Source organism: Enterococcus sp. E5-37 (genome assembly GCF_035726925.1).
GTDB classification, from domain to species: Bacteria; Bacillota; Bacilli; order Lactobacillales; family Enterococcaceae; genus Enterococcus_B; species Enterococcus_B faecium.
In genome coordinates this window covers 114,346-138,209 of the sequence record NZ_JAPMLG010000003.1, presented here as the reverse complement: position 1 = coordinate 138,209, position 23,864 = coordinate 114,346, and the positions used below count along the sequence as shown (strand labels likewise).

Here is a 23,864-nt window from a genome sequence, read left to right as displayed (position 1 = left end):
GCATCTGATGAATAAAGTGATTATTCTATGACATGAGGTGATACAGATGAAATTAGAAGTGACAAAAGAAGCACAAGAAGTATTGAAGAATAAATTAGAAGCAGACGATCAACTTTTATTAGATATCGAAAACGGTGACGGTCCATTTGCAGAAAGCCAAGTCAGTTGCCAATTGGATACGGCATTTCGATTGATCATTGTCAAAAAAGATACACAAACAGATCTAAGTCTTTATTCTGTAGTGGCTGATACACCTGTTGGGCCAATCAAAATCAAAGACAGTGCGATACTTTACATGGATGATCCATCCACACTTGCTTTAGAACCAACTTATAATAGTTTACAATTAAAAGGACCAAGCGGCTTGAGAAAAGGCAACTTGCAAGTTGTTCGAAAAGACTAGAGGGATAAAATGGGAAATTTGGCAATCATCAGCGACCTACATGTGGACATCAATAAATTCGGCGAACCAGAGCTAATGCAGCTTTGGCAAGTTTTGCAAAAGTACAAAATCACTCGGCTTCATCTAGCCGGAGATACGGCTAATAAAGTAGATCGCTGCCTAGCGGTTGTCGAATTTTTCGCCAATAAAGGATTATCTACGACATTTCATTTCGGCAATCACGAGTTGGCAGATGTGCCCAATGAACAGATGATGGACCATTTTCCAGACCCACATTTTTTAAATGAACGGTATATTGCTTTAAATGAGCAGACCGTTCTTTTAGGGATGAATGGCTGGTACGACTATCAGTTTTCCGAATTGAAAGATTACGAGGCAATCGTACGAATGAAGCGTTTGTATTGGTATGATCGGTTCATCCAGCGTGGGAAAACAGATCTCGAGGTCAATGCAGAAATGCTTGCAGCTGCAAAAAATTTGCTAGACCAGCTGGAAGCAAAAAACCTTGAGGTGATTTTATCCACTCATTTCGTTCCTAAACGGGCATTTATCGTGTATCAATCTGCTCCTTATGAGCGTTGGAACAAATTAAATGCGTTTTTAGGATCAGAATCATTCGGAGAATTACTTGACCGTTATTCAAATATCAAACAAGTAGTTTTTGGCCATACGCATCGTCGCTTTGAAGATAAATCCATCGGTCACACGATTTACAGCTGCAGACCTTTTGGTTATTATTATGAATGGCAGCTGACCCGAGATTTTGTCTTGAAAGAACAGCTGTTAGATAGCTATGAACCCATGAAATTACGTGTCCTCTTGCGTGCTCATCATCCGGCCTTTCAAGCCTATCAAACACAACATTTGCAAGAGGAATTTGAACAGGCGATGACAATCGTTCCGTATTGAGACAACATTAGTAATGTGTAAAAGAAAATACCTTGTAAAACATAAGGATAAGTAAGAGCAGTAGATCCATTTATCGTGGATATGCTGCTTTTTTTGTGGAAAATAATCAGCGAATGTTTATTTGATCGGATGATTTGTAACTCGCAGAGTACTAGATGCAAGCGTTTATTCTTTTTTTGAACGATAATCACAAAAAAAATATAATATACATTTTTTATTTAATTATAATTAATATTGATTGAAGTCTAGGCAGTCAAGTCACATTTTGATAGATAGGAGGGGGACTTACGAATTATTTTAAAGGCTATGACAGCTGTATTTCTAGATTGTGTTTGCATCAAGTTGCAATAAAAACTAGAAATCAAATCGGGCTGATAATCATTTATAACTAATCGATACATAGGACCAAATATAGGTCTATGTTCTTTTATTTCATAAGTATCGTAAAACAGAATTTTGCTATGGATTAATCCAATCGATTGATATGTTTAGTAAATAAAGAAAGAGGAATGTCGATGATGAAAAAAGAAATCGTATTAACAGCAACAACGATGTTATTCAGCATGGTAGCAAGTACGACTTTTGTTTCTGCAACTGAAGTATACCCAAAGGAATATAACACAGAAGGAACGATTACATTTGAAGCAGGAGATGAGGGTGTAACTCCTCCTGTTGATCCAGAGAATCCTGATCCCAATAAACCTGTCGATCCATCAGATCCTCCAAGCCCTGGAACAGGAGGGGCATTATCGATTGATTATGGATCAAAATTCAAATTTGGGACTCAAAAAATTTCTACTGCGGATAAAACGTATTATGCAGCTGCTGATGTGATGAACGATGGGTCTAGAAAACCGACATATGTCCAAGTGACAGATAGGAGAGGTACCTTATCTGGGTGGAAATTAAGTGTCTCTCAACCAGAACAGTTTAAAACTGCCAATGGGGATGAACTAGTTGGAGCACAGCTGAAATTTACGAAAGGGCAGGCTGTTTCTTTGGTCGATCCAACATATACGCCGGAAACGGTGAATTCTGAATTAACGTTGACACCGGGAGGAAACAATACGTTAGCAATTAATGCTAAATCAGGAACAGGTGTGGGGACTTGGGTCTATCGATTTGGTGCAAATGAAAATGAAAATCAAGATGCGGTACAGCTTTCGGTACCTGGTACATCTGTCAAGTTAGCGCAACAATATTCCACTAAATTAGTTTGGACATTAGAAGATACACCTAACAACTAGTTTACTGAAAAGAACTGTTAAAAATAAATACGTAGTCATATTGTCTTGCGAGGTAATCGAGCAAAAATTGTCAAAGGCTAGGCTAAATTTGTTTGGATACGAATAGTTCATCTAGGAATTTAACGATCAGGAGGAAAAGATATATTGAAAAAGAGGAGGATCGTGCTCATTTTAAGCAGTCTCTTAGTGACTAATATCTTTCCGATCATAGGGTACTCTTTGGAATTGAATCAGTTGGAGCATGGAAATAGAAGAGACGAAGAAAGCAAACTCACTTCGACATTCGACAGTTTAATAGAATCCAACCAGACACAAGAAAGCAGTGAGGATTTAAGTATTTCGAGTAGTGGAGAGACCACTGACAACGTAGAAGCTGAGGGTTCGGACAAACAAGGACTGGAAGATGCACCAATTTCTGCGGTTGAGCTGCCTGACGATCCCAATATTATTTCTATCGATAAAATTTTTCAAACACCTATCGGTACTAGTACGTCCATATTGGAAAATGGGAAGTTACTGCAGTTGAACCCAGCAGAAAGGTCTCAAAGAGGAGCTATTTGGTCAAATAAGAAGATTAGTTTACTCTCGGATTTTACATTTAAATCTTATTTATACTTAGGAAATCAACGAGATAGAGCGGGAGATGGCATGACCTTTACATTGACTGGCGATCCTAGAATGGCTAGTAATCCCAGTCAAGTTATTGGATCGCCAGGTATGGGAATTGGCTCATATTCTACTCGTTCTGGCCAACCTTACATTGCGAATGCGCTCTCGATTGAGTTTGATACGTATAAAAATAGTGGTTCTTCTGATCGAATGGATCGAGAGATAACTGCTGATAATAGAGGGCATGGACATGTCGCTTTTGTCACGCCTAAACCAAATAATAATAATTATTCTGGAGAGCATACTGGCGTGACGGTAGCTCCTACATTTCTTTCTAATGGCACATGGCGCTTGTTAATAATTAAATGGGACGCGGAGCAAAGAAGTCTTACTTATGATTTGGAAGGTGTCGGTCGCTCTTCTCGGATTATACCTGATCTCATTAGGCAGTTCGGTTCTACAGAAGTAAATTGGGGGTTTACTTCTTCAACAGGTACTTTTTTTCAAGAAAATGCTGTCGCTGTCACGCGACTTCCATCGAATGTCACATCAACAGCTGATGTAAAAGTCAACGATAGTGATTATGGGGCCATCGCTGAAGCTGGAGGAAACGATAAGATAACTATCAGAAATACATTGAAGGTCGAGGGGGATTTTCTTGAATATAAGAAAATGCAGACTAGTATCGACCTCCCACAAGAATTAACTATTCCCGAGCATATCTTGATCAATGGAAATCAAATTGATGCCAAAGATATCTTGATAACCGGAAATCGAGTCACGCTAAATCTGACAGATTATTTTATTGCTGGAGATACGTTAATAATCGAATTGGAGACAACTTTGCAGGAAGTAATTCCTGAAAAAGTACTCACTATGCATTTTGAATACCTTGAAAACGAGAATTTGATTGAGCAATCGAATGAAATAAACCTAAAGATCGCAAAGCTGAAGGAGATAGATATCCATGTTTATTATAAAGATAAAGACAGTCAGATTGATATTGCTGAAATGAAAACAATCACTGGGAAAATAGGAGAGAAGTATAAAGAAACTCCTATTGATATTGAAGGGTATGTTTTTGACTCGGATTCAGCGAATACAGAAGGCATCTTCTCCGAAAATACAGAGGATATCTATTTTTATTACAGAAAAGGCAAACTTTATCTCTCAACTGCTCCTCAATATGTCAATTTTGGAAAACATAAAATATCCAGTAGACCATTAAGTGAATTCGGACAGTTTTCAGGTGGGTTGAAAATTATAGATGAACGGGCTTTTGGAAGTTGGAAATTACAATTGAAACAAGAGAAAGTTCTTACAAATGGAGATTTTGAGCTTCCAGAAGCTCTTTCCTTTGTTACCTCTGAAAATACAACGGTTATAGGGACATCCGCTGTTACGATTTTCGAAAGTGATCAAAAGGGTGAAAGCGATTTGTCCTCTCTTTTAGATTCTACAGCTCATCGTGGAATCAGAATAGATATTCCTGTAGAAAACCAAAGAATCGGAACCTTTGAGGGGAAACTATCTTGGATACTTGCAGATGTCCCAGGAAATTAACAGGAAGAGAAGAATATAACAAAATTATTGAGTTTCAAGAAGGGCACAGGTACCATAGGCTCTTGTGTCCCACAGAGACAAGATTTTGTTATAGTCTTCTCTTACATATGATTAAAGGAGCGATTTTCTTGAGACCAAAACAACAATTATTTATAACACTCCTAGTTATTTTAGGGGCACTTTTTAACAATATATCAGTGTCAGCTAGTGCATTTAATTTTTCAGTGACGCCGATAACTTCAGAGAATCAAATCGACAAGAGAAAAACTTACTTCGATCTTCAACTTGATCCGGATCAGGAAGTAGAAGTAAAAGCGGAATTGAGAAATGATACAGAAAAAGAAGTGAAAATCGATATTTCTGTGAATAGCGCAACCACCAATTCAAACGTGATGGTTGAATACGGAAAAAACGAGATTGAAAAAGACATGAGCCTGATCTTTGATCTGGTAGATTATGTGAGCTATCCACAGATAGTGACGCTAAAACCTAAAAGTGTCCAAACTGTTGCTTTTCATGTCAGGATGCCGAATGAGCGATTTGATGGTGTATTGGCTGGTGGGATCACATTCCAAGAAATCCAGACGGAAAAGGACCAAACAGAAACTAAGGATCAAAGCTTATCGATTGAGAATGAATACACCTATATTATTGCTTTGTTGATGCGACAGACACTGAACGAAGTTGCTCCGAACCTTACTCTTCATGAAGTTAAACCAGATCAAATCAATGCAAGAAATGTCATCTTAGCAAACGTTCAAAATGATCAAAAAACTTACATCAATCAAGTAATTATTGAAACAAAAATTACAAAAAAAGGACATTCTAAAGTTTTATATCGAGAAGAAAAAGAAGCGTTGCAGATTGCTCCGAATACAAATTTTTCTTTTCCAACTGCTTTAAATGGTCAACCGCTAACCCCAGGTGAATATCACCTTACAATGACTATTTTAGGAAATGAAAATGAAAATGGAAAATTTTCGAGAAAAAAAGGAAATACTACGATCAACTATACCAATCAATGGGTATTTGAAAAAGATTTTACAATAGAAGGAAAAGTAGCCAAGGAATTGAACACGACGGACGTTACGATTAAAAAAGATAATAATTGGATTTATATCTTAGTAGCTTCACTTTTCTTATTGTTTATTTTATTATGCATACTTTTGTTTGTTTTGAGAAAAAAAGAAGAGAAAGAAAAGTAAGGTTAAGATAACAAATAGTAAATTTTTATTATTGTAGGATGGTTGGGCTCTTTTTATAATAATATAAAATATACCATTTTATTAATAAAAATGCATACTAGTAAATGGTATAATTCTTATAACAGGTTTGATCGCGAGAAAGGCCAAATAAAACGCTCTCCAAAATGTTAAAAAAAAGACAGGACGATGTATATTATACAAACAAGAATCGCTGACAACAGTGACTCGGATCCAGGAAATCAGTTTTATCCCCAGCTAGTTGGTGAATGCATGGAAAGTAATATACGTAGAAAGAGCTGATGACTAATGAATTATGAGTTTTTTTTAAGCAAAGAAGATCACAGAAGTTATTCATTACTTAAATATTTAGAAGCAAGCTCAAATTTATCAGAGTCAATATCGAATGTTCAAGAAGAGTTGTCGCTATCGACATTTCTCTTGAAAAAAACGATCGATAAGCTGAAACATGATTTACAAAAGTTCGATCTAGAGAAAAATTTGCGAGTAACCGTCAGTGAATTGGATATATGTCTGGAAATTAATGGAAAATGTTCTAGCAAAGCTCTGTTATCTCGTTATATAACGGATTCTTTATCTATGAAAATGGTATTGGCTTTCTTTCAGGAAAAATATATCTCAGTAGAAAATTTTGCTAAACAGCATCACGTGAGTTATTCTGTGGCTTATAAAGTATTACAAAGACTAAAAAGAAATCTTAAAAAATATCAAATTTTTTTTGAAAAGAGAAAGTTGACAGGGAATCCTAAAAACATTCGGCTTTTTTTATATAATCTTTTTAACTCAACAGAGATAAGTTCTGTGGAATTGTATACGCTACCTATAATCATAAAAACAGAAAAAATGTTAAAAGATTTAAAACAGTATTATCCTCTGTCTGCTTATGAAAAAAAGAAATTATTCCACTTTTTAGCAATCAACCTGTTGGCTGAACAAGCTGATTCTTTAGATATTGCTAGCAATCAGTCGCTATTTTTTTCTGATATAGGATTTTACCACTTAAAAGGAGTATTAGGAGAAAAATCCGTTATTTTTATCAATAAGACACTCTCTTGGCTTTATCTTCATGATAAATTGGATCAAAAATACTTGAGAAAAAATGAAGATGAAACAATCGAATGGTTGAATGAACGATTCATTGAAAGTTTTGAAAATCAGTTTAATCTGTTGCGAGAAGAGACGAGCCAATTGATCCGAAGAGAGTTAACCAAAATACATTTTAAACTTTTGCATTACACTATTAATAAAGCTGATGAATTTCCACTTGATGTTTCTTTTTTTAGAGAAAACTATCCAGCATTTTATTGCTATTTGATAGAGTATATAAATGATCTAACGTCAAAACGCAAAGAGTTGCTTCAAGATAAATTTTTTCTTTTTTTCAGTTATTTGTTGTTATTGATCAATCACATACCCATTCAACTGGTTTCTGAGCCAGTAAAAATCATCATCGATTTTTCTTATGGTGCTGCCTATAATCAATTTATCAAGAAAAATTTAAGCTTGTACATTAATCTGAACACGGAAGTGATAGATGCAGGAAAGCCTGAGTTTCCGGATGTTATAATCACGAATAGGAATAACCTATATGAAGAAAGTGTATCTCAAGTAGTGGTTTGGCTCGATCCGCCAAGAGCAGTAGACTGGGGGAATCTTACAAAGATTTTGTTGACTATCCAAGAAGAGAAATACAAAGACAGCAAAATTGACAAGCAAATAGACGATTTTCCTGAAGGAATCATCGACAGGATCGAATAATGAACTTCTTTTAGAAAGTCCGACTGCTTTTTCTAAAAATAAAAAAACTTGGTACATAATCGCTGTACCAAGTTTTTTATTTAGCTTTTGATTAAGCCATAAATAATAATTTATATAAGAATACTGCTACGACACCAGCACAGATAGGTGCTACAACGGGTACCCATGCATATCCCCATTGAGAAGAACCTTTATGTTTCAATGGAAGAAGTGCGTGTACAAGACGTGGAGCAAAGTCGCGGGCTGGGTTCAGGCCAGGACCTGTAGGACCACCAAGTGAAGCAACTAATGTCCATACAAGGAAACCAAGTGCTAAGTGAGCTGTACCAAGGTTATCTTGGAAGAATGGTGCTTTTGTAATACCTAAAGCTCCAAAGAATAAAACGAATGAACCAAAGAATTCATTGACGAAACCATTGAATTTAGAACCAACACTGTTGATTGTTGAGAATGTACCTAACACATGGTTTACATCTTCTGTTTGGTCGTAGTAAGGTTTGTAACAAGCCACTACGATCAATTGTCCGATCGCTGCACCAATCAATTGTGCAATGATATAAGGAACAACTTCAGCCCAAGGGAATAGACCATTAGATGCTAAAGCAATTGTAAATGCTGGGTTGATGTGGTTACCGCTGATTCCACCAAAAATCATTGCTGGCATCATAACCCCGAATCCATACCCGACAGCAATCAGCATCCAGTCACTGCCATATCCTTTTGTACCTTTTAAATCTACGTTTGCTACAGCACCGTTACCTAGAACGATTAGTAATGCTGTACCAATCATTTCCGCCGCAAGACGGGTCATTAGTGAGTAATCCATAAATACCTCCAAAAGTTATAAAAATGCAAAAAAAAAAGAAACATCAACACGAAAAGCATCGGTGCAGTGTTTCGTGTCGGAAGGATTTCTGCAGTCTTAACAAATGTGAATAAAAAAATGAATTCCATTACTTATAAGAAACCAGACCAACAGTAAAACTCCAACTCTTTTTAAAAGTTCTCCACAAATCACCAAGCTTAACTATAAATATACCAAAAAAAAAACGTTTTTTTTCTCAAAAATTGTATCTTAGAAACAGCATGTTTTGAAACTTTCAGAAAAGGTTTGTTAGTAAAATGAAAGCTATACGTAAGGAGTGTTGTTTGATGAAATTTTTTCAAGAGTTTTTCATTATTATTTTCTTTTCTGTATTAGGAGAAGGCATACGGATTTTTGCTCATTTACCTATTCCTGGAAGTATCTTAGGTATTCTTTTTTTATTTTTAGCATTTGAAATGCATCTTGTTGATCCTGAAAAAATCGGAGCAACTGGTGATTTTTTATTGAATAATCTAGCTATTTTATTTGTTCCTGCTGGTGTAGGTTTATTGGAATATTTTGATGATATTGCTTCGATATGGCCTGTTTTACTGGGAGCAGTCGTCGTGTGTTCCATCGTCACGATGGTTGCAGCGGGAAAAACGGCAGAAGGTGTAGAAGCTTTGCTGGGCTATGTCCGTAAGAAAAAAGCAGAAAGGGTATCTGTAAACGAAATGGAGGAGAATCAAATTGACTGAGTTTTTTGTGAATCCATTATTTGGCTTAAGTTTGACTTTAGGAGTGTACGTATTATCTGACAAATTTTTGCGGAAATATAAACTGCCTGTTTTGAATCCTCTCGTATTATCGATTGTTGTTATTATCTTATTTTTGCATTTTTCTGGGATCAGCTATAAAGACTATAATATCGGGGGCAATTTTTTGACTATGCTGATTACTCCTGCGACAGTGGCACTTGCCATCCCTCTTTACAAAAACTTCCGTTTACTGAAAGAGAATTTTTATCCTGTAATGGCTGCGATTTTAGCAGGGATAGTCGCAAATTGCTTGGTTAGTGTAGGGTTCGGTTATTTCTTCTCTCTTCATAAAGAGATGGTGATCTCATTACTACCTAAATCTGTAACGACGGCTATTTCTGTCGATTTATCTCATACGATGGGCGGGGTGAATGCCGTGACACTTGCTATTGTTGTCTCTACAGGTATTTTTGGTTCGCTGATCGCCACTCATATTTTCCGCCTATTCAAGATCGAAAGTCCAGTTGCTCGCGGTGTGGCGTTAGGAAGTACTTCTCATGCTATTGGTACAGCAAAAGCAATCGAGATTGGCGAAATAGAAGGAATCATTTCCGGACTTGCGATATGCGTCAACGGAATATTGACCGTTTTATTGCTACCGTTATTCTTTCAGCCTTTTGCTGGCTTGTTTTGATGCGAAAACCACTATTTTATGCTACAATAACCAAAACGTTCGAGCATAAAAAAGGAGGGAAAGACGTGTATTTGTCTTCCGAGTATCTTAAACAATTTGATAAAGATCTATATTATAAGATTCTCCTCCTAGAAAGTTTTGAGGATCAAGCTTGGCATACCGCTGCACAATTAGCGCAAGTTGTTCAGCTGGATGCCCGTAGCGTGTCGAAATACCTAAACGAGCTGTCTAAAAACTATCAGCAGTTTAGCGGTAAGACACACCCTTTGTTTACAAAAAATCACCGTTCTGGTTATAACTTTTATGATACGCTCGATTCAATTGAACATGAGCGTTTTTTGATCTATCTCGTGCAAAGTACGCTGAAATTCCAGTTGCTGCACGACATTTTTTTTGAAGAATTCCATACAATGTACCAATTTGCGCAAAAGCATTACATTAGTGAATCTACTGCTCATCGAAAAATCAATGAATGGAAACAGCAACTGCAAACTTACGGAATTCGGCTGCAACGAGGTACATATATCGCTCAAGGCGAAGAAGAAATCATTCGACTTTACTTGCATATGACATTCTGGCAGTTGTTTCGAGGGAAAATCTGGCCATTTGAAACGATTTCTCAAATGGACGTAAAGAATATGGCAGAACATATCATGGCTTTTTTTAATGTTCGTCTGAACGAGATCAAAAAAAGACGATTGGAATATATGCTAGGTGCCTTTTTTTTAAGAAAATCACAGAAGCATTATGTGGTATTGAATGAGAAAAAAAGACGACTGATTTCTGACAATCTGTTGTTCCAGCGATTTTGCCAAGTCATGGAGCCGGTATTTCCTAATTATTTTCAAGTAGAAGACGAGTTAGGCGCATTATTTCTTGTACTGATGACTCGTGAAGAATATTATAGTGATCCTAAGATACGGAAGAAAATTTTTGATTTTCATCAACAAGCAAAAACACCGCCCTTTACAGCCCTTTCAGAAGCAAAAGCCGCTCTTTCTCTTTATCAGGAAGAGCAGGGGCTGCCAGCAGAAAATCTAACCTTCGAGGCAGAAAACTATTTATTCAGCAGTCATTTTTTCGCCTATCTTTTTCCTAATGCGAAAGAAACGATTGATGGAAATAGTAGTGATTTTATTAATCATTTAGTTATTGAAAACAAGGAATTGAAACAATGGCTCGTACATTTTTTTGAAAGTAGACACAAACATCCCAATCATCTGGCATTTAAAAATCATGCGTTTTTGATGGGTCGGTATCTGACTGTGTTTAAAACATTAGGAGCCTTTACTCCGCAACTTCCAAAGATCACGATTCTTTTAATGACAGATTTCCCATTATTTGAAGAGCAACTGTTAGAGGAGGGGTTACGGACATTTTTCCGTAATGAGTATCAGCTGATTTTTCTGCCAACAGATTATCGGGGGAGAGAAGTTGATCTTCTGATTTCGACAAGTAAAGTCCACCGCAAACCATGGGCGGATCTTGACTATTTTATTGTGACCGAAGAACTAAAATTAATTGATTACATCCAACTATCTCAAAAATTTGAAATGATTCAAAAACAAAAACTATTAAAACAATAACAAAGAAGGAGAAAAAAGATGACATTTGAAGAAATTTTACCAGAATTGAAAAAAGGTGCAAAGATTATTCGTAAAGGATGGAGTGGATTTGAACTTTACGTTGTTCTCGTATCCGATGATGAATTAGATGGCTGTCCAGTGACACCGTACTTATTGATCAAAACAAGTGACGAAGGTTTTTCCAGCTTCGCTCCTACAGTTTGTGATATTTTAGCAGATGATTGGGCGATCGTAGAATGAAAAATCAGTATCCAGATCTAGCTAAACAGGTTGTATTTATCACAGGAGCTGCTTCTGGAATTGGTGCTGCGCAAGCCCGAGCGTTTCTTGAACAAGATGCTTTTGTATTTGGATTAGATCAAAAGTTCGGTAAAATGGAAGAACTTTCTTTGCGATTTCCTGAAACTTTTGCCTACGCACTAGGTGATGTTCGACAAATGAAGGAACTCCAACAAGCGGTATCGAAATGCCAGGATCGTTTTGGTGAAGTTACGATTTTACTGAATACAGCGGGGATATTGGATGCCTACAAACCCTTGATGGAAACTGACGAATCGCTGTGGGATCTGATTTATGAGACGAATGTGAAAAGCATGTATCAGCTGACAAAAATCATCCTTCCTGATATGATCCGCCAAAAAAGCGGAACGATTATCAATATGGCTTCGATTGCTGGCTTGATTGCTGGTGGAGGTGGGATCGCTTATACAAGCGCGAAACATGCGATTGTCGGATTTACCAAACAACTCGCTCTGGATTACGCAGGACAGGGTATCCGGGTAAAAGGAATTGCTCCAGGAGCCATCCAAACACCAATGAATGCGGCTGATTTCGAAGGAAAAGGCGAGATGGCTGAGTGGGTCGTAAATGAAACACCAGTCAAGCGATGGGCACAGCCGGAAGAAGTAGCTGAGCTGACGTTATTTCTTGCCTCTCCTCAAGCAAGCTACATACAAGGAACGATCATCCCAATCGACGGCGGATGGTTGTTAAAATAACCTTGTGTTTTTTTCAAGCTTCTGTATGATAAAACTAAAGAGAGAAACAACGGTTGATGATAAAAAAAGTCGATGACTGTTCCCGACATTCGATGCCGAACAGCCAGTTCAAAAAATTCTTTTTAATAATCGTTAATATTCGAAACTAAGCGGCTTTTCACGACCTTTTGATAAACGGTGTTCAAAAGCTTGCAACTGCGGTAACAAGTCCAGCGAAATGAAAAATATAAGGAGCTATTTTTATTTGACTGTTCTTATTACTTGTTGCAGGGCAGCTTTTTCACGACCTCTTGATATAAATGGTGTTCAAAAGCTTGCAACTGCGGTAACAAGTCCAGCGAAATGAAAAATATAAGGAGCTATTTTTATTTGACTATTCTTATTACTTGTTGCAGGGCAGCTTTTTCACTACCTTCTGCGACACTTCAGTTGGAATTTTCTTCCCATCCTTTGGTCGCGGTCATTACCAAGATAAAATTATCTTGCAAAGGAGAAATAGAACATGGAAAAAAATAATACCCGTTCAGCCAAACGCTGGACAACGACAGATGTGACTCGGATGGCGCTAGTCACTGGTTTATATGTGGCAGTGACGCTGGTTTTGTCTGTCTTTAGCTTTGGAGTGATTCAGATTCGTCTCTCGGAGATGTTCAACTATCTGTCCTTGTATAACAAAAGATACATCGTCGCGGTAACAGCGGGAGTAGCTTTGGCTAATATTGCTTCTCCTCTTGGACTGATAGATGTTGTAGTAGGAAGCGTCAGCACGCTGCTTGTATTGCTTATCAACTATAAAATCACTAGTCGCATCAAAAACATGAAAATCAAAATGGCTGTGACAGCATGCGTATTTGCTTTTTCCATGTTTACAGTAGCTGGTCAGCTAACGATTTTATATCAACTACCTTTTTTCTTGAATTGGTGGGTGATTGCTTTAGGAGAATTGGCATCAATGATTGTCGGTGGGATAATTATTTATTGGATCGGTAAAAAAGTGGATTTGTCAAAATAAAGATCTGTTTAATTTAAAATATGGCAGCATGGAAGAAGACTTTGAGTCTTCTTCCATGCTGCTTTTTTGATTAATTTGTATGAAGAAATCGATTTAGCCGTTTTTTCATCAAGATACCGATATAAGCTGCTCCAGTTGCCTTGATTGCTTCCGGCAGTAAAAACGGCAGTAGTCCACTGGCAAATGCAGTTGTAAAAGTAAGATCACCACTTATTTTCAGCCAGATCGTTCCGCAGATCAATGCAGCAAGAGAGCCCATTAGATTGGCAAAGATTGCATATAAGTAATGAGCATCCGTTCTTTCGATCATCCAACCAGTTATCCACGTTTGTAAGAGAAATCCAATCAAATATCCGCCAGTTGGCCCAAATAAAACAGCTATACCTCCAGTCATCCCTGAAAATACAGGAAGACCAATCAAGCCAAGTAAAAGATAAACTGCAACAGATATCAATCCTAGTTTTCTTCCGAGAAAAGTTGCTGTTAATCCAATAGCAAATGTTTGCCCTGTCAAAGGAACCAAACCAAAAGGAATGGTCATCTGAGAAAGGACAGAAATAATCGCGGCAAATTCCGCAGCAAGTATCAATTCTTTCAACGTTCGGTTCATAATGTCCTCTTTTCGTTAACTTAATATTTTTATTTGGTTAACGAAATTGTAAAACAAAGTGATTGCTTTGTAAATAGAAAATATAAAAAAAGACCAGCTATCCAATAGATAGCGGTCTTTTTCAAGAAAGCTTTTGAAATTATAAGCTTTGGTTGTAGTATTCAACGACAAGAGCTTCGTCGATTTCTGGATATAGTTCGTCACGTTCTGGTAAACGAGTCAATGAACCTTCCAATTTTTCAGCGTCAAAGCTTACGAATGCTGGGCGTCCAACAGTTGCTTCTACAGCTTCTTTTACTGTTACGATGTTTTGTGATTTTTCACGAACTGAGATCACTTGACCCACTTCTACGTGGTATGAAGGGATATCAACGCGTTTGCCATCAACTAAAATGTGACCATGGTTAACTAATTGACGTGCTTGACGACGAGTCGTTGCAAGTCCTAAACGGTAAACAACATTGTCTAAACGTTGTTCTAGTAAGATCATGAAGTTAACACCATGTTTACCTTCTTTGATTTTGCTAGCTTTTACGAACAAGTTACGGAATTGACGTTCGTTCATTCCGTACATGTGACGAAGTTTTTGTTTTTCAGTTAATTGCATGCCGTATTCTGATTGTTTGCCACGGCTGTTAGGTCCATGTTGACCTGGTGCGTAAGGGCGACGTGCTAATTCTTTTCCTGTGCCTGACAATGAGATGCCTAAGCGACGAGAAATTTTCCATGATGGTCCTGTATAACGAGACATTAAAATTTCCTCCAATGAATATAAGTTTTTGGAGTAAAATAATCCGTTGAAAAATTCATAATCATATAGTTTGTTCTTCAATCTTCACCTTTGCAGCCGCGGTTACACAATCGAACCCGAGACGGGGCAACAAACTAGGGATGAGTTATTATTTTTCTGCTGCATTATTTTACACAAATTACAGTATATGATAGATCATCCACGAATGTCAAGATAATTAGTACATAAAAACGCTTTACAAATCTAGGCTGTCTTTATAAAATGAGAGGGTATGTGCAAATGGAAAAAAGCGAAGGAAGTTTAAGGAGAAAATCAATGAATCCGGTATCACCATTATTTGAGAAAATCGATGCTTCAATTGAAAAGAAGGCGAATCTTTTTGAAAACAGCTTTTCACGTTACGCTGTTCGAGCGGTTCTCGCCTGTTTGTTTTTGACTTTAGGAACGGCTGTGGCATTTGCGATCGCGATGAAGGGGGAAGATATCGCGCATGGTCTAGGAAAGATTTTATACGCATTTATGTTCAGCTGGGGTCTGGTCATGATTCTATACATGAACGCCGAATTAGGAACATCGAATATGCTTTATATGACCGTGGGTGTTTTTCGGCAGAGACTTGCTTTAAGTAAGGCAGCCAAGATTCTATTTGCCTGTATTTTTTTCAATATGATTGGCGGTATATTATGTGGATTTCTTATTTCTATGACTACGCCATTTCAAGATTTAACGTTGGACAACTTTATGTTAGAATCAATAGCAGTAAAACTAGCAAAACCTGCAGCAACGATTTTGGTGGAAGGGATGTTTGCGAATATCGTTGTCAATACCGCTGTACTGATCAGCATGCGGATGAAAGAGGATGCCGGGAAAGTGATCACAGTCGTATTCATCATTTTCATTTTTGCTTTTTTAGGATATGAACACGTGATAGCGAATTTTCCTGCCTTTACGCTTGCTTACTTTGCTTCTCAAGGACAGATGGATGGAATGACAGTCAGCAATGTGTTACATAATTTGTTTTTTGCTTTGGCAGGAAATTATATTGGTGGCGGTTTAGTAATGGGACTGGGATATGCTTGGCTGAATCAGTCAAAATCATCCTATGTGGACTAAAAAGTCGTTCATTAAAGGGGAAGTGCCATGGAAGTTTTAGTTTTTCCAAAAAATGAGGAAAAAGCGTTACAAATGGAAAAGTACATGAAAAATCTTTTTTCCTTTGCTGGAGTACCTAAGCCGGAACGCGCTCTTTTACAACAACCGTTACTGGATGAGAGCAAAAATTTATCTATTTCTGAAGTTTTAGCTTTTGTTCATTATTATTATGAACAAATCGAAAGAGAGTATCAGTATGTAGCGATCGATTTAGTCCAGAAAAACATCAAACGGCTTACATTTGAAGACTTAGTCGTATTGTTGCCACTAGTTCAGAAAAAAGAATGGTGGGACAGCATCGACTCTTGGAGAAAAGTATACAGCACATGGTGTAAAGCCTACCCAGAGCAGCGTGAAGAAGTCTTTCAATTGTTTGAAAAAAAGGAAGATTTTTGGCTACGTCGAATAGCAATCACGTTGCAATTAGGTTATAAACAGCAAACAGACACAGGACTATTGATCCGAGCAATAGACGAAGATCGTCAAACAAAGGAATTCTTTATCCAAAAAGCAATTGGTTGGGCATTACGCGATTACAGTAAGACCGATGCCGATTGGGTAAAAAGACAGCTGACAACAGATTTGAGTAAGTTAGCTGTTCGAGAGGCAAGTAAGTATTTATAAGAAAGCGAGACGACAAGAGATGAGACGCAAATTATTTGCTTTTGATATTGATGGAACGTTGTTAGATTCAAACAAACAAGCTTTAGATAGCACGAGAGAATCATTGGAAAAATTACGTAAAGCCGGTCATCTGGTCACGATTGCTACAGGGCGGAGCCGATTTCATGCGCAAGAGATCATTCGCGATCTTGATTTTACGAACTACATTTTATGTAATGGAGCGGCCGGTTTTTTAGACCATGAACAAGTATATAAGAATTTACTAGATCGCGACCAGTTGGATGCGTTCGTTCAAGAAGCGCATCATGAGCAGATCGATACAGCTTTTGTCAGCTTAGACAATATCAAGCGTTCTTCTTCCAATGATGTAACGGTGATGGAAGAAGCGATGCATTCTTTCGGTGCTGTCTTGCCTGAATTAGATCAGTTTTTTGCAGAGGAACAAGAAATATACCAAGCGTTAGCATTTTTCGATCAAACATATGATGGGAAGTTCTCTTCATATGATAAAATTCGATTTGTCCGCTGGCATGAGAACAGTGTAGATGTCGTACCTAAAAATGGTTCTAAAGCAGCGACAATTCTGCACTTAGCAGAACAAGTAGGCATCCCTCATGAAGACATCATCAGCTTTGGCGATGGACAAAACGACCGTGAAATGTTGCGTATGTCAGGAATTGGGATAGCTATGGGGAATGCTGTGCCAGAAGTACAAGCAGAAGCTAAGATGGTCACTGATACAAACGATCAGGATGGAATTTGGAAGGCATTGAAAGAGTTAAGCGTGATTTAAAAGAGGTTGTGAAAAAGCTGTTCTGCATCAAGTAATAAGAACAGCCAAACAAAAATAGCTCCTCCTATTTTTCGTTTTTCTGGGCTTATTACCGCAGATGCAAGCTTTTGAACACCGTTTAAGGAAGAGGTCGTGACAGAAGTGGTCAGTTTCAAGAAATAAGAAGGGATTTACGAAAATTGCTTCTCAAATTTTTGTAAAATTACGGCTTATTTCTGAAGAAGTAGATGGAATAACGTTTATTCGGGAAATGGGACTGTGACAAGATATTTGTCATAGTCCCATTTTTTTATTTTATTTTTCAAAACTAAGAAATACCAGGAAAGAGTTCCTTTTGTTTGACCTTTTCTTTCTTATTGAAAACAACTATAATATAGAGTGATGTTAAAAGAGAAGAGGAATTTAGTGTGCGGGTATTGTTTATTGGTGATGTAGTAGGTTCAATGGGACGAGAGATGATTACTGAATATCTTCCTAGATTGAAGAAGAAGTACCGTCCGCAAGTAACGATTGTAAATGGTGAGAATGCCGCTTCTGGACGTGGAATCACAGAAAAAATCTATAAAAAATTTTTGCAAGACGGCGTAGATGTCGTGACGATGGGGAATCATACGTGGGACAACCGCGGAATCTTTGAGTTTGTAAATGAAGCTAAAAAGATGGTTCGTCCGGCAAATTTTCCGGAAGGGACGCCTGGACAAGGGATGGTCTTTGTCAAAGTGAACCAAGTCGAACTGGCAGTGATCAACATGCAGGCTCGTTCTTTTATGGTGGACTTGGATGATCCTTTTCGTAAAATGAATGAGCTGGTAGAAGAAGCCAGAAAACGTACGCCGATCATTTTTGTAGATTTTCATGGAGAAACAACAAGTGAAAAACAAGCAATGGGCTGGTTTTTAGATGGGAAAGTTTCAGCAGTGGTCGGTACACATACACACGTTCAGACAAATGATGCGCGAATTTTGCCAAGAGGAACAGCGTATCTGACAGACGTTGGGATGACAGGTCCCTATGATGGTATTTTGGGTATGCGCAGAGAACCTGTAATCGAAAAGTTTCTGACCGCATTACCAAAACGTTTTGAAGTTGTGGAACAAGGCCGATCGATTTTAAGCGGCTGTATCTTGGAATTGGATGATACGACAGGTCATGCAAAAGAAATCCAGCTGATTCAGATCAACGATGATCGACCGTTCATGGAGTAGAAAGAGAGGCAGTTTTTTGCAGCAGGAGCCGGAAATTCAAAAAGAAGTAAGGAAACTGACAAAACTTTTAAGAGAGAATGAAACGATCATTCGCTACAAAGAACTTGAAGAAAAGATCCAGCAAAACCAGTATTTAGCTGAGTTGAGAGAAAAAATCAAACAAGCGCAAAAAGATGCTGTTCATTTTGCCCACTATGACAAACCAGCAGCAGAACAAGAAGCAATCAAACAAGCGGATCAATTCATGCAAGAATTTGATCAGCATCCGCTTGTTGTAGCTTATAGAAAACAGCTGTTGGAAGCAGATGATCTGCTTCATCATTTAACAACTATGATACAAGAAGAAATCAATGGACAAATAGAGGAGGAAAAACATGCCTCAAAAAACTAAAAATACTCCTATGATGGAACAATATCTAAGCATCAAGGCCCAATACCAAGATGCTTTTTTGTTCTATCGTTTAGGAGACTTTTATGAACTATTTTACGAAGATGCGATCAAAGCGTCACAGCTTTTGGAATTAACGTTGACGAGCAGAAATCGAAATGCAGAAGAACCTATTCCTATGTGCGGTGTACCTCACCATGCAGCACAAGGATATATCGATGCCTTGATTGAAAAAGGCTATAAAGTAGCGATTTGCGAGCAGGTAGAAGATCCAAAGACGACTAAAGGGATGGTCAAGCGCGAAGTGATCCAGCTAGTCACTCCTGGTACAGTCATGGACAGCAAAGGATTGTCGGCAAAAGACAACAATTTTTTAACAGCTGTAGTTAGTCAAGGAAATGAATTTGGCTTTGCTTATGCCGATTTAAGTACGGGAGAATTGAAGACGGCTCGGTTGCATGATGAAGAAGCTGTTTTAAATGAAGCCTCTGCATTGCAGACAAAAGAACTCGTATTAGGCAGTGAGATCACTGATACCCTTCGTGAACAGCTAAGCGGGCGTTTAGGGCTAGTCTTTTCTCAACAAAATGAGATGGAAGAAAACGCGGAATTTAGCTTTTTGACGAGCGAACTAGTCGATCCGCTGGAAAAAGAAGCAACCGGCAAACTATTGACTTATTTATCGGTGACACAAAAGCGGAGTTTAGCTCATATCCAAAAAGCAGTAGAATACCAACCAGATCATTTTTTGAAAATGGATTATTATTCAAAATTCAACCTAGAATTAAGCCAATCTATTCGGACTGGGAAAAAGCACGGCACTCTTCTATGGTTGTTAGATGAAACAAAAACAGCAATGGGTGGCCGTTTACTAAAACAATGGCTAGACCGTCCGCTTATCCAGGCAAAACAAATTAAAGCAAGACAAGAAATGGTCGCTTCTTTGCTAGACAGCTATTTTGAACGTATCGATTTGCAGTCAGCATTAACGAAAGTCTATGATCTGGAACGCCTAGCAGGTCGAGTAGCTTTCGGTAATGTCAATGGGCGAGACTTGATCCAGCTGAAAACTTCTTTAGAACAAGTGCCAATGATCAGAGGGTTGATTGAAGGAATCGATCAAGGTCAATGGCAAAGTCTGCTTTCAGAAATACAGCCGATGGACCATCTCGTCCAATTGATCGACCAAGCTATCCAAGATGATCCGCCGTTACAAATAACGGAAGGAAACATCATCAAAGATGGATTCAATGAGCAGCTCGATATGTACCGTTCTGCTATGAGAAACGGAAAGAAATGGTTGGCAGAACTTGAAGCAAAAGAGCGTCAAGAAACAGGAATCAAGAACTTAAAAATCGGATTTAACCGCGTTTTCGGTTATTATATAGAAATTACAAAAGCAAATCTTGGAAATGCAGAACTGGAGAAGTATGAACGAAAACAAACTTTAGCAAATGCAGAGCGTTTCATCACACCAGAACTAAAAGAATTGGAGACACAAATCCTCGAAGCAGAAGAAAAATCTGTTGATTTAGAATATCAGTTGTTTTTAGCTGTGAGAGAAGAAGTCAAAAAGGCTATCCAGCCGCTACAAGTACTTGCAAAAGCAATCAGTGCAGTAGATGTGCTACAAAGTTTTGCAACGATCAGCGAACGCTATCAGTATGTTCGGCCAGAACTTGTCAGTGACAAGCATCAGCTTCTGATCAAAGACGGACGACATCCTGTAGTAGAAAAAGTATTAGGACATCAGGAATATATCCCTAACAGCGTAGAAATGGCAGAAGACGAAATGATCTTGCTGATTACAGGACCGAATATGTCTGGTAAAAGTACGTATATGCGACAGTTGGCATTAACTGTTCTGATGGCGCAAATGGGCTGTTTCGTTCCGGCAAAACAAGCAGTTTTACCTATTTTTGATCGGATTTTTACCCGAATCGGTGCAAGTGACGACTTAATTGCTGGACAAAGTACTTTTATGGTAGAGATGATGGAAGCCAATCAAGCCCTGCGTTATGCTACGCCAAACAGTTTGATTTTGTTTGACGAACTAGGGCGAGGAACAGCAACCTATGACGGAATGGCGTTGGCCCAAGCAATCATCGAGTATATCCATCGTCATGCACAAGCAAAAACACTCTTTTCTACTCATTATCATGAACTGACGGTACTTGAGAAAGAACTTCCGCAGCTTAAAAATGTCCATGTTGGAGCCGTTGAAAAAGACGGAGAAGTTGTCTTCTTGCATAAAATGATGGATGGACCTGCGGATAAAAGCTATGGCATACATGTGGCAAAGATCGCAGGATTGCCTTCCAATCTACTAGAACGAGCAGCAGATATCCTGCATACGCTAGAAAATGGTGATAACGGACACCATACTGTTCCAGCTGAAGTAGAAGAGAAAACTAAAACAGCCAAACAGGAGCAAATAAAACCACCTGCAGAAAAAGTAAATCAAGACCATATACAAGACCGTGTAAAAGAAGAAAACCAACAGCTTTCTTTATTCAGTGAATTATCCGAAAATGAAACAGAAGTCATTGAATCACTGAAGCAAATAAATTTACTAGAAATGACGCCAATGGATGCACTAAACACATTATATGAATTACAAAAACAACTGTAGGAAGAAGGCGGATATCGATGGCCAAAATCCAAGAATTATCTGAACGTTTAGCTAATCAGATCGCTGCGGGAGAAGTAGTGGAGCGACCAGCTTCCGTTGTGAAAGAATTAGTGGAAAATGCAATTGACGCCGGCAGTACTCAGATTGATATCTTAGTTGAAGAAGCGGGACTGCGGACGATCCAAGTGATTGATAACGGAGAAGGCATTTTGGCAGACGACGTAGAGAATGCCTTCAAGAGGCATGCGACAAGTAAGATCCATAATCGCGACGATCTTTTCCGCATACGAACGCTTGGATTTCGCGGTGAAGCTTTGCCAAGTATTGCCTCGGTTTCTGAAATGACTCTGGAAACGGCAAATCAGGAAGAAAAACAAGGCACCTATCTGTCGCTGAAAGGCGGAGAAGTTATTGAGCATCGACCAGCACCACTGCGTCAAGGAACGAAGATCACCGTCAGCAACCTGTTCTTCAATACGCCAGCCCGCTTGAAATACGTGAAAACACTGCACACAGAATTAGCGAACATCGGGGACATCGTCAATCGACTGGCATTGAGTCATCCATCGATTGCTTTTCGTTTAGTACATGATGGAAACAAAATGCTGGCAACCGCTGGAAATGGCGATCTGAAACAAACAATTGCGGGAATCTACGGATTATCTACCGCAAAAAAAATGCTGAAAATCGAAGGAAAAGATCTAGATTTTGAGTTATTTGGCTATGTTTCATTGCCTGAGGTGACTCGTGCCAGTAGGAATTACTTATCGACGATCATCAATGGACGTTTTATCAAGAACTTTTCCTTGAATAAAGCAATCGTTGCAGGTTATGGGTCAAAATTAATGGTCGGTCGTTTCCCTATTGCTGTATTGGAAATCAAAATGGACCCGCTTTTAGTAGATGTAAATGTTCATCCTACGAAGCAGGAAGTCCGGCTGTCGAAGGAAAAAGAACTAACAGAGCTAATTAGTAACGCCATTCAAAAAGCATTGTCTCAAGAAAATCTGATTCCAAGTGCAGCGGATAATCTACGGTTTAAGAAAAAAGTACCCGATCAGCCTAAAACAGAACAAATCGAAATCGATTTGTCCTACGCTTTTGAAGAAGAAAAACCTAAAAAGCCAAGTAGTTTGAATTTTGATCGAGAGACAGGAACCTTTTTCGTAGAAGAACCAAAGAACACATTTGTTGACAGAATTGTTGATAAGTCTGTGGAAAATGTTGAAAACTATTCTGGTTTTTCTGAAGAAAACACCACTTATCCAGAAAAAACAGCGAAAACGGTGGATAAGTTTGGTGAAAATGTTGATAACTTTGTAGAAAAAACAGTGGAAAAATCTGAAAAGAAAGAATTTCCCATTGTGGATAACATGGAGAAAACAAATGAAGAACAAGCAGATAAATCCGTAGAAGAGGATGAACAGATTTACGAGGAAGAATTGACACTCCACCCTGAATTTGATTTCACTCAAGGAAACGACAAAACATTAGAACAAGCCATCAAGAAATTAGAAACGGAAAAACCAGTACAACGTTTTCCTCAGTTGGAATATTTTGGACAGATGCACGGAACGTATCTTTTTGCCCAAAGTAGCGATGGGTTGTACATCATTGATCAGCATGCTGCCCAAGAGCGCATTAAGTATGAATATTTCCGGGAAAAAATTGGGGAAGTATCTGATGATCTGCAAGAATTGCTTGTTCCATTTGTGTTAGACTATCCAAACAGTGATGCTTTGAAATTAAAAGAGCAAAAACACTTGCTAGAAGATGCAGGGATTTATTTAGAAGAATTTGGTCAAAACAGCTTTATTGTACGGGCCCATCCTACTTGGTATCCCAATGGAGAAGAAGAATCGATTATTCGGGAGATGATCGATATGCTGCTGACAACTGGAAATGTGAGTGTAAAAAAATTCCGTGAAGCAACAGCAATCATGATGAGTTGCAAACGATCGATTAAAGCCAACCATTATTTGAATGAAGCACAAGCACGTGTGCTGCTGAAGGATCTGGCACGATGCGAAAATCCTTTCAATTGTCCCCATGGCCGTCCAGTATTGATTCACTTTACCAATTCGGATATGGAAAGGATGTTCAAACGAATCCAAGACCCGCATTAAGTCAAAGAGAAGAGGGAA

The 23,864-nt window shown here is 38.3% G+C and carries 22 protein-coding genes; 19 read left to right on the top strand and 3 right to left on the bottom strand.

The genetic code is table 11. The annotated features are described in order from the left end of the window. Positions 1-46 precede the first annotated feature (46 nt). From OS138_RS03500 to OS138_RS03475, 6 genes are all read left to right on the top strand, one after another. A complete protein-coding gene (locus tag OS138_RS03500) occupies positions 47-403 on the top strand; it encodes an iron-sulfur cluster biosynthesis family protein (RefSeq protein ID WP_002287910.1) in 357 nt (118 codons plus the stop codon). A gap of 9 nt (positions 404-412) precedes the next feature. Beyond that, positions 413-1,312: a metallophosphoesterase gene (locus OS138_RS03495; RefSeq protein ID WP_325069724.1), complete on the top strand. Its 900-nt coding sequence runs from the start codon at positions 413-415 to the stop codon at positions 1,310-1,312. A gap of 518 nt (positions 1,313-1,830) precedes the next feature. Beyond that, entirely contained in the window at positions 1,831-2,559 is a 729-nt protein-coding gene (locus OS138_RS03490; RefSeq protein WP_325069753.1) for a WxL domain-containing protein, read from the top strand. 144 nt (positions 2,560-2,703) lie between these two features. Further along, the gene (locus OS138_RS03485; protein WP_002328023.1) at positions 2,704-4,731 is read left to right on the top strand and encodes a lectin-like domain-containing protein; all 2,028 of its coding nucleotides are present in this window, start codon (positions 2,704-2,706) and stop codon (positions 4,729-4,731) included. A 107-nt stretch (positions 4,732-4,838) separates the two neighbouring features. Further along, the gene (locus tag OS138_RS03480; protein WP_114634890.1) at positions 4,839-5,936 is read left to right on the top strand and encodes a DUF916 and DUF3324 domain-containing protein; all 1,098 of its coding nucleotides are present in this window, start codon (positions 4,839-4,841) and stop codon (positions 5,934-5,936) included. 306 nt (positions 5,937-6,242) lie between these two features. After that, on the top strand, positions 6,243-7,712 hold the full coding sequence (locus OS138_RS03475) for a helix-turn-helix domain-containing protein (protein WP_325069722.1): 1,470 nt from the start codon (positions 6,243-6,245) through the stop codon (positions 7,710-7,712). Between the two features lie 91 nt (positions 7,713-7,803). Here OS138_RS03475 and OS138_RS03470 read toward each other — a convergent pair whose 3' ends face one another. Next, on the bottom strand, positions 7,804-8,538 hold the full coding sequence (locus tag OS138_RS03470) for an MIP/aquaporin family protein (RefSeq protein ID WP_002290500.1): 735 nt from the start codon (positions 8,536-8,538) through the stop codon (positions 7,804-7,806). Between the two features lie 326 nt (positions 8,539-8,864). Between OS138_RS03470 and OS138_RS03465 the strand changes: the two genes are divergently transcribed. From OS138_RS03465 to OS138_RS03440, 6 genes are all read left to right on the top strand, one after another. Continuing rightward, entirely contained in the window at positions 8,865-9,275 is a 411-nt protein-coding gene (locus tag OS138_RS03465; protein ID WP_002297153.1) for a CidA/LrgA family protein, read from the top strand. Continuing rightward, entirely contained in the window at positions 9,268-9,969 is a 702-nt protein-coding gene (locus OS138_RS03460) for an LrgB family protein (protein ID WP_002294273.1), read from the top strand. The genes OS138_RS03465 and OS138_RS03460 overlap by 8 nt, the downstream gene beginning before the upstream one ends. Further along, complete coding sequence (locus OS138_RS03455; RefSeq protein ID WP_002321200.1) at positions 9,969-11,555, top strand: helix-turn-helix domain-containing protein; 1,587 nt, start codon at positions 9,969-9,971, stop codon at positions 11,553-11,555. Before OS138_RS03460 ends, OS138_RS03455 begins: the two co-directional genes overlap by 1 nt. Before the next feature lie 18 nt (positions 11,556-11,573). Further along, positions 11,574-11,795: a DUF2829 domain-containing protein gene (locus OS138_RS03450; protein ID WP_325069721.1), complete on the top strand. Its 222-nt coding sequence runs from the start codon at positions 11,574-11,576 to the stop codon at positions 11,793-11,795. After that, on the top strand, positions 11,792-12,553 hold the full coding sequence (locus tag OS138_RS03445; protein ID WP_325069719.1) for a 3-oxoacyl-ACP reductase: 762 nt from the start codon (positions 11,792-11,794) through the stop codon (positions 12,551-12,553). The genes OS138_RS03450 and OS138_RS03445 overlap by 4 nt, the downstream gene beginning before the upstream one ends. A 502-nt stretch (positions 12,554-13,055) precedes the next feature. Next, positions 13,056-13,565 (top strand): QueT transporter family protein, encoded by a 510-nt coding sequence (locus OS138_RS03440; protein ID WP_002319451.1) that lies wholly within the window; start codon positions 13,056-13,058, stop codon positions 13,563-13,565. A 70-nt stretch (positions 13,566-13,635) separates the two neighbouring features. Here OS138_RS03440 and OS138_RS03435 read toward each other — a convergent pair whose 3' ends face one another. Together OS138_RS03435 and rpsD are read right to left on the bottom strand one after the other, a co-directional pair. Further along, positions 13,636-14,175: a biotin transporter BioY gene (locus OS138_RS03435; protein ID WP_002297927.1), complete on the bottom strand. Its 540-nt coding sequence runs from the start codon at positions 14,173-14,175 to the stop codon at positions 13,636-13,638. A gap of 139 nt (positions 14,176-14,314) precedes the next feature. Beyond that, positions 14,315-14,926 (bottom strand): 30S ribosomal protein S4, encoded by a 612-nt coding sequence (gene rpsD / locus OS138_RS03430; protein WP_002294265.1) that lies wholly within the window; start codon positions 14,924-14,926, stop codon positions 14,315-14,317. Between the two features lie 261 nt (positions 14,927-15,187). On the opposite strand from rpsD, the gene OS138_RS03425 reads away from it, so the two are divergent. From OS138_RS03425 to mutL, 7 genes are all read left to right on the top strand, one after another. Beyond that, on the top strand, positions 15,188-16,039 hold the full coding sequence (locus OS138_RS03425) for a formate/nitrite transporter family protein (protein ID WP_072538708.1): 852 nt from the start codon (positions 15,188-15,190) through the stop codon (positions 16,037-16,039). Between the two features lie 27 nt (positions 16,040-16,066). Continuing rightward, a complete protein-coding gene (locus OS138_RS03420; RefSeq protein ID WP_002297142.1) occupies positions 16,067-16,702 on the top strand; it encodes a DNA alkylation repair protein in 636 nt (211 codons plus the stop codon). Positions 16,703-16,721: 19 nt separating this feature from the next. Continuing rightward, entirely contained in the window at positions 16,722-17,495 is a 774-nt protein-coding gene (locus OS138_RS03415) for a Cof-type HAD-IIB family hydrolase (RefSeq protein ID WP_002332006.1), read from the top strand. A gap of 407 nt (positions 17,496-17,902) precedes the next feature. Beyond that, positions 17,903-18,700, top strand: coding sequence for a TIGR00282 family metallophosphoesterase (locus tag OS138_RS03410; RefSeq protein WP_002297139.1), 798 nt, complete (start codon positions 17,903-17,905; stop codon positions 18,698-18,700). Then, positions 18,678-19,091 (top strand): YlbF family regulator, encoded by a 414-nt coding sequence (locus OS138_RS03405; protein ID WP_002297923.1) that lies wholly within the window; start codon positions 18,678-18,680, stop codon positions 19,089-19,091. Before OS138_RS03410 ends, OS138_RS03405 begins: the two co-directional genes overlap by 23 nt. After that, positions 19,075-21,720, top strand: coding sequence for a DNA mismatch repair protein MutS (mutS, locus tag OS138_RS03400; RefSeq protein ID WP_325069718.1), 2,646 nt, complete (start codon positions 19,075-19,077; stop codon positions 21,718-21,720). The genes OS138_RS03405 and mutS overlap by 17 nt, the downstream gene beginning before the upstream one ends. 17 nt (positions 21,721-21,737) lie before the next feature. Continuing rightward, complete coding sequence (gene mutL / locus OS138_RS03395) at positions 21,738-23,846, top strand: DNA mismatch repair endonuclease MutL (RefSeq protein ID WP_325069717.1); 2,109 nt, start codon at positions 21,738-21,740, stop codon at positions 23,844-23,846. Positions 23,847-23,864 lie beyond the last annotated feature (18 nt).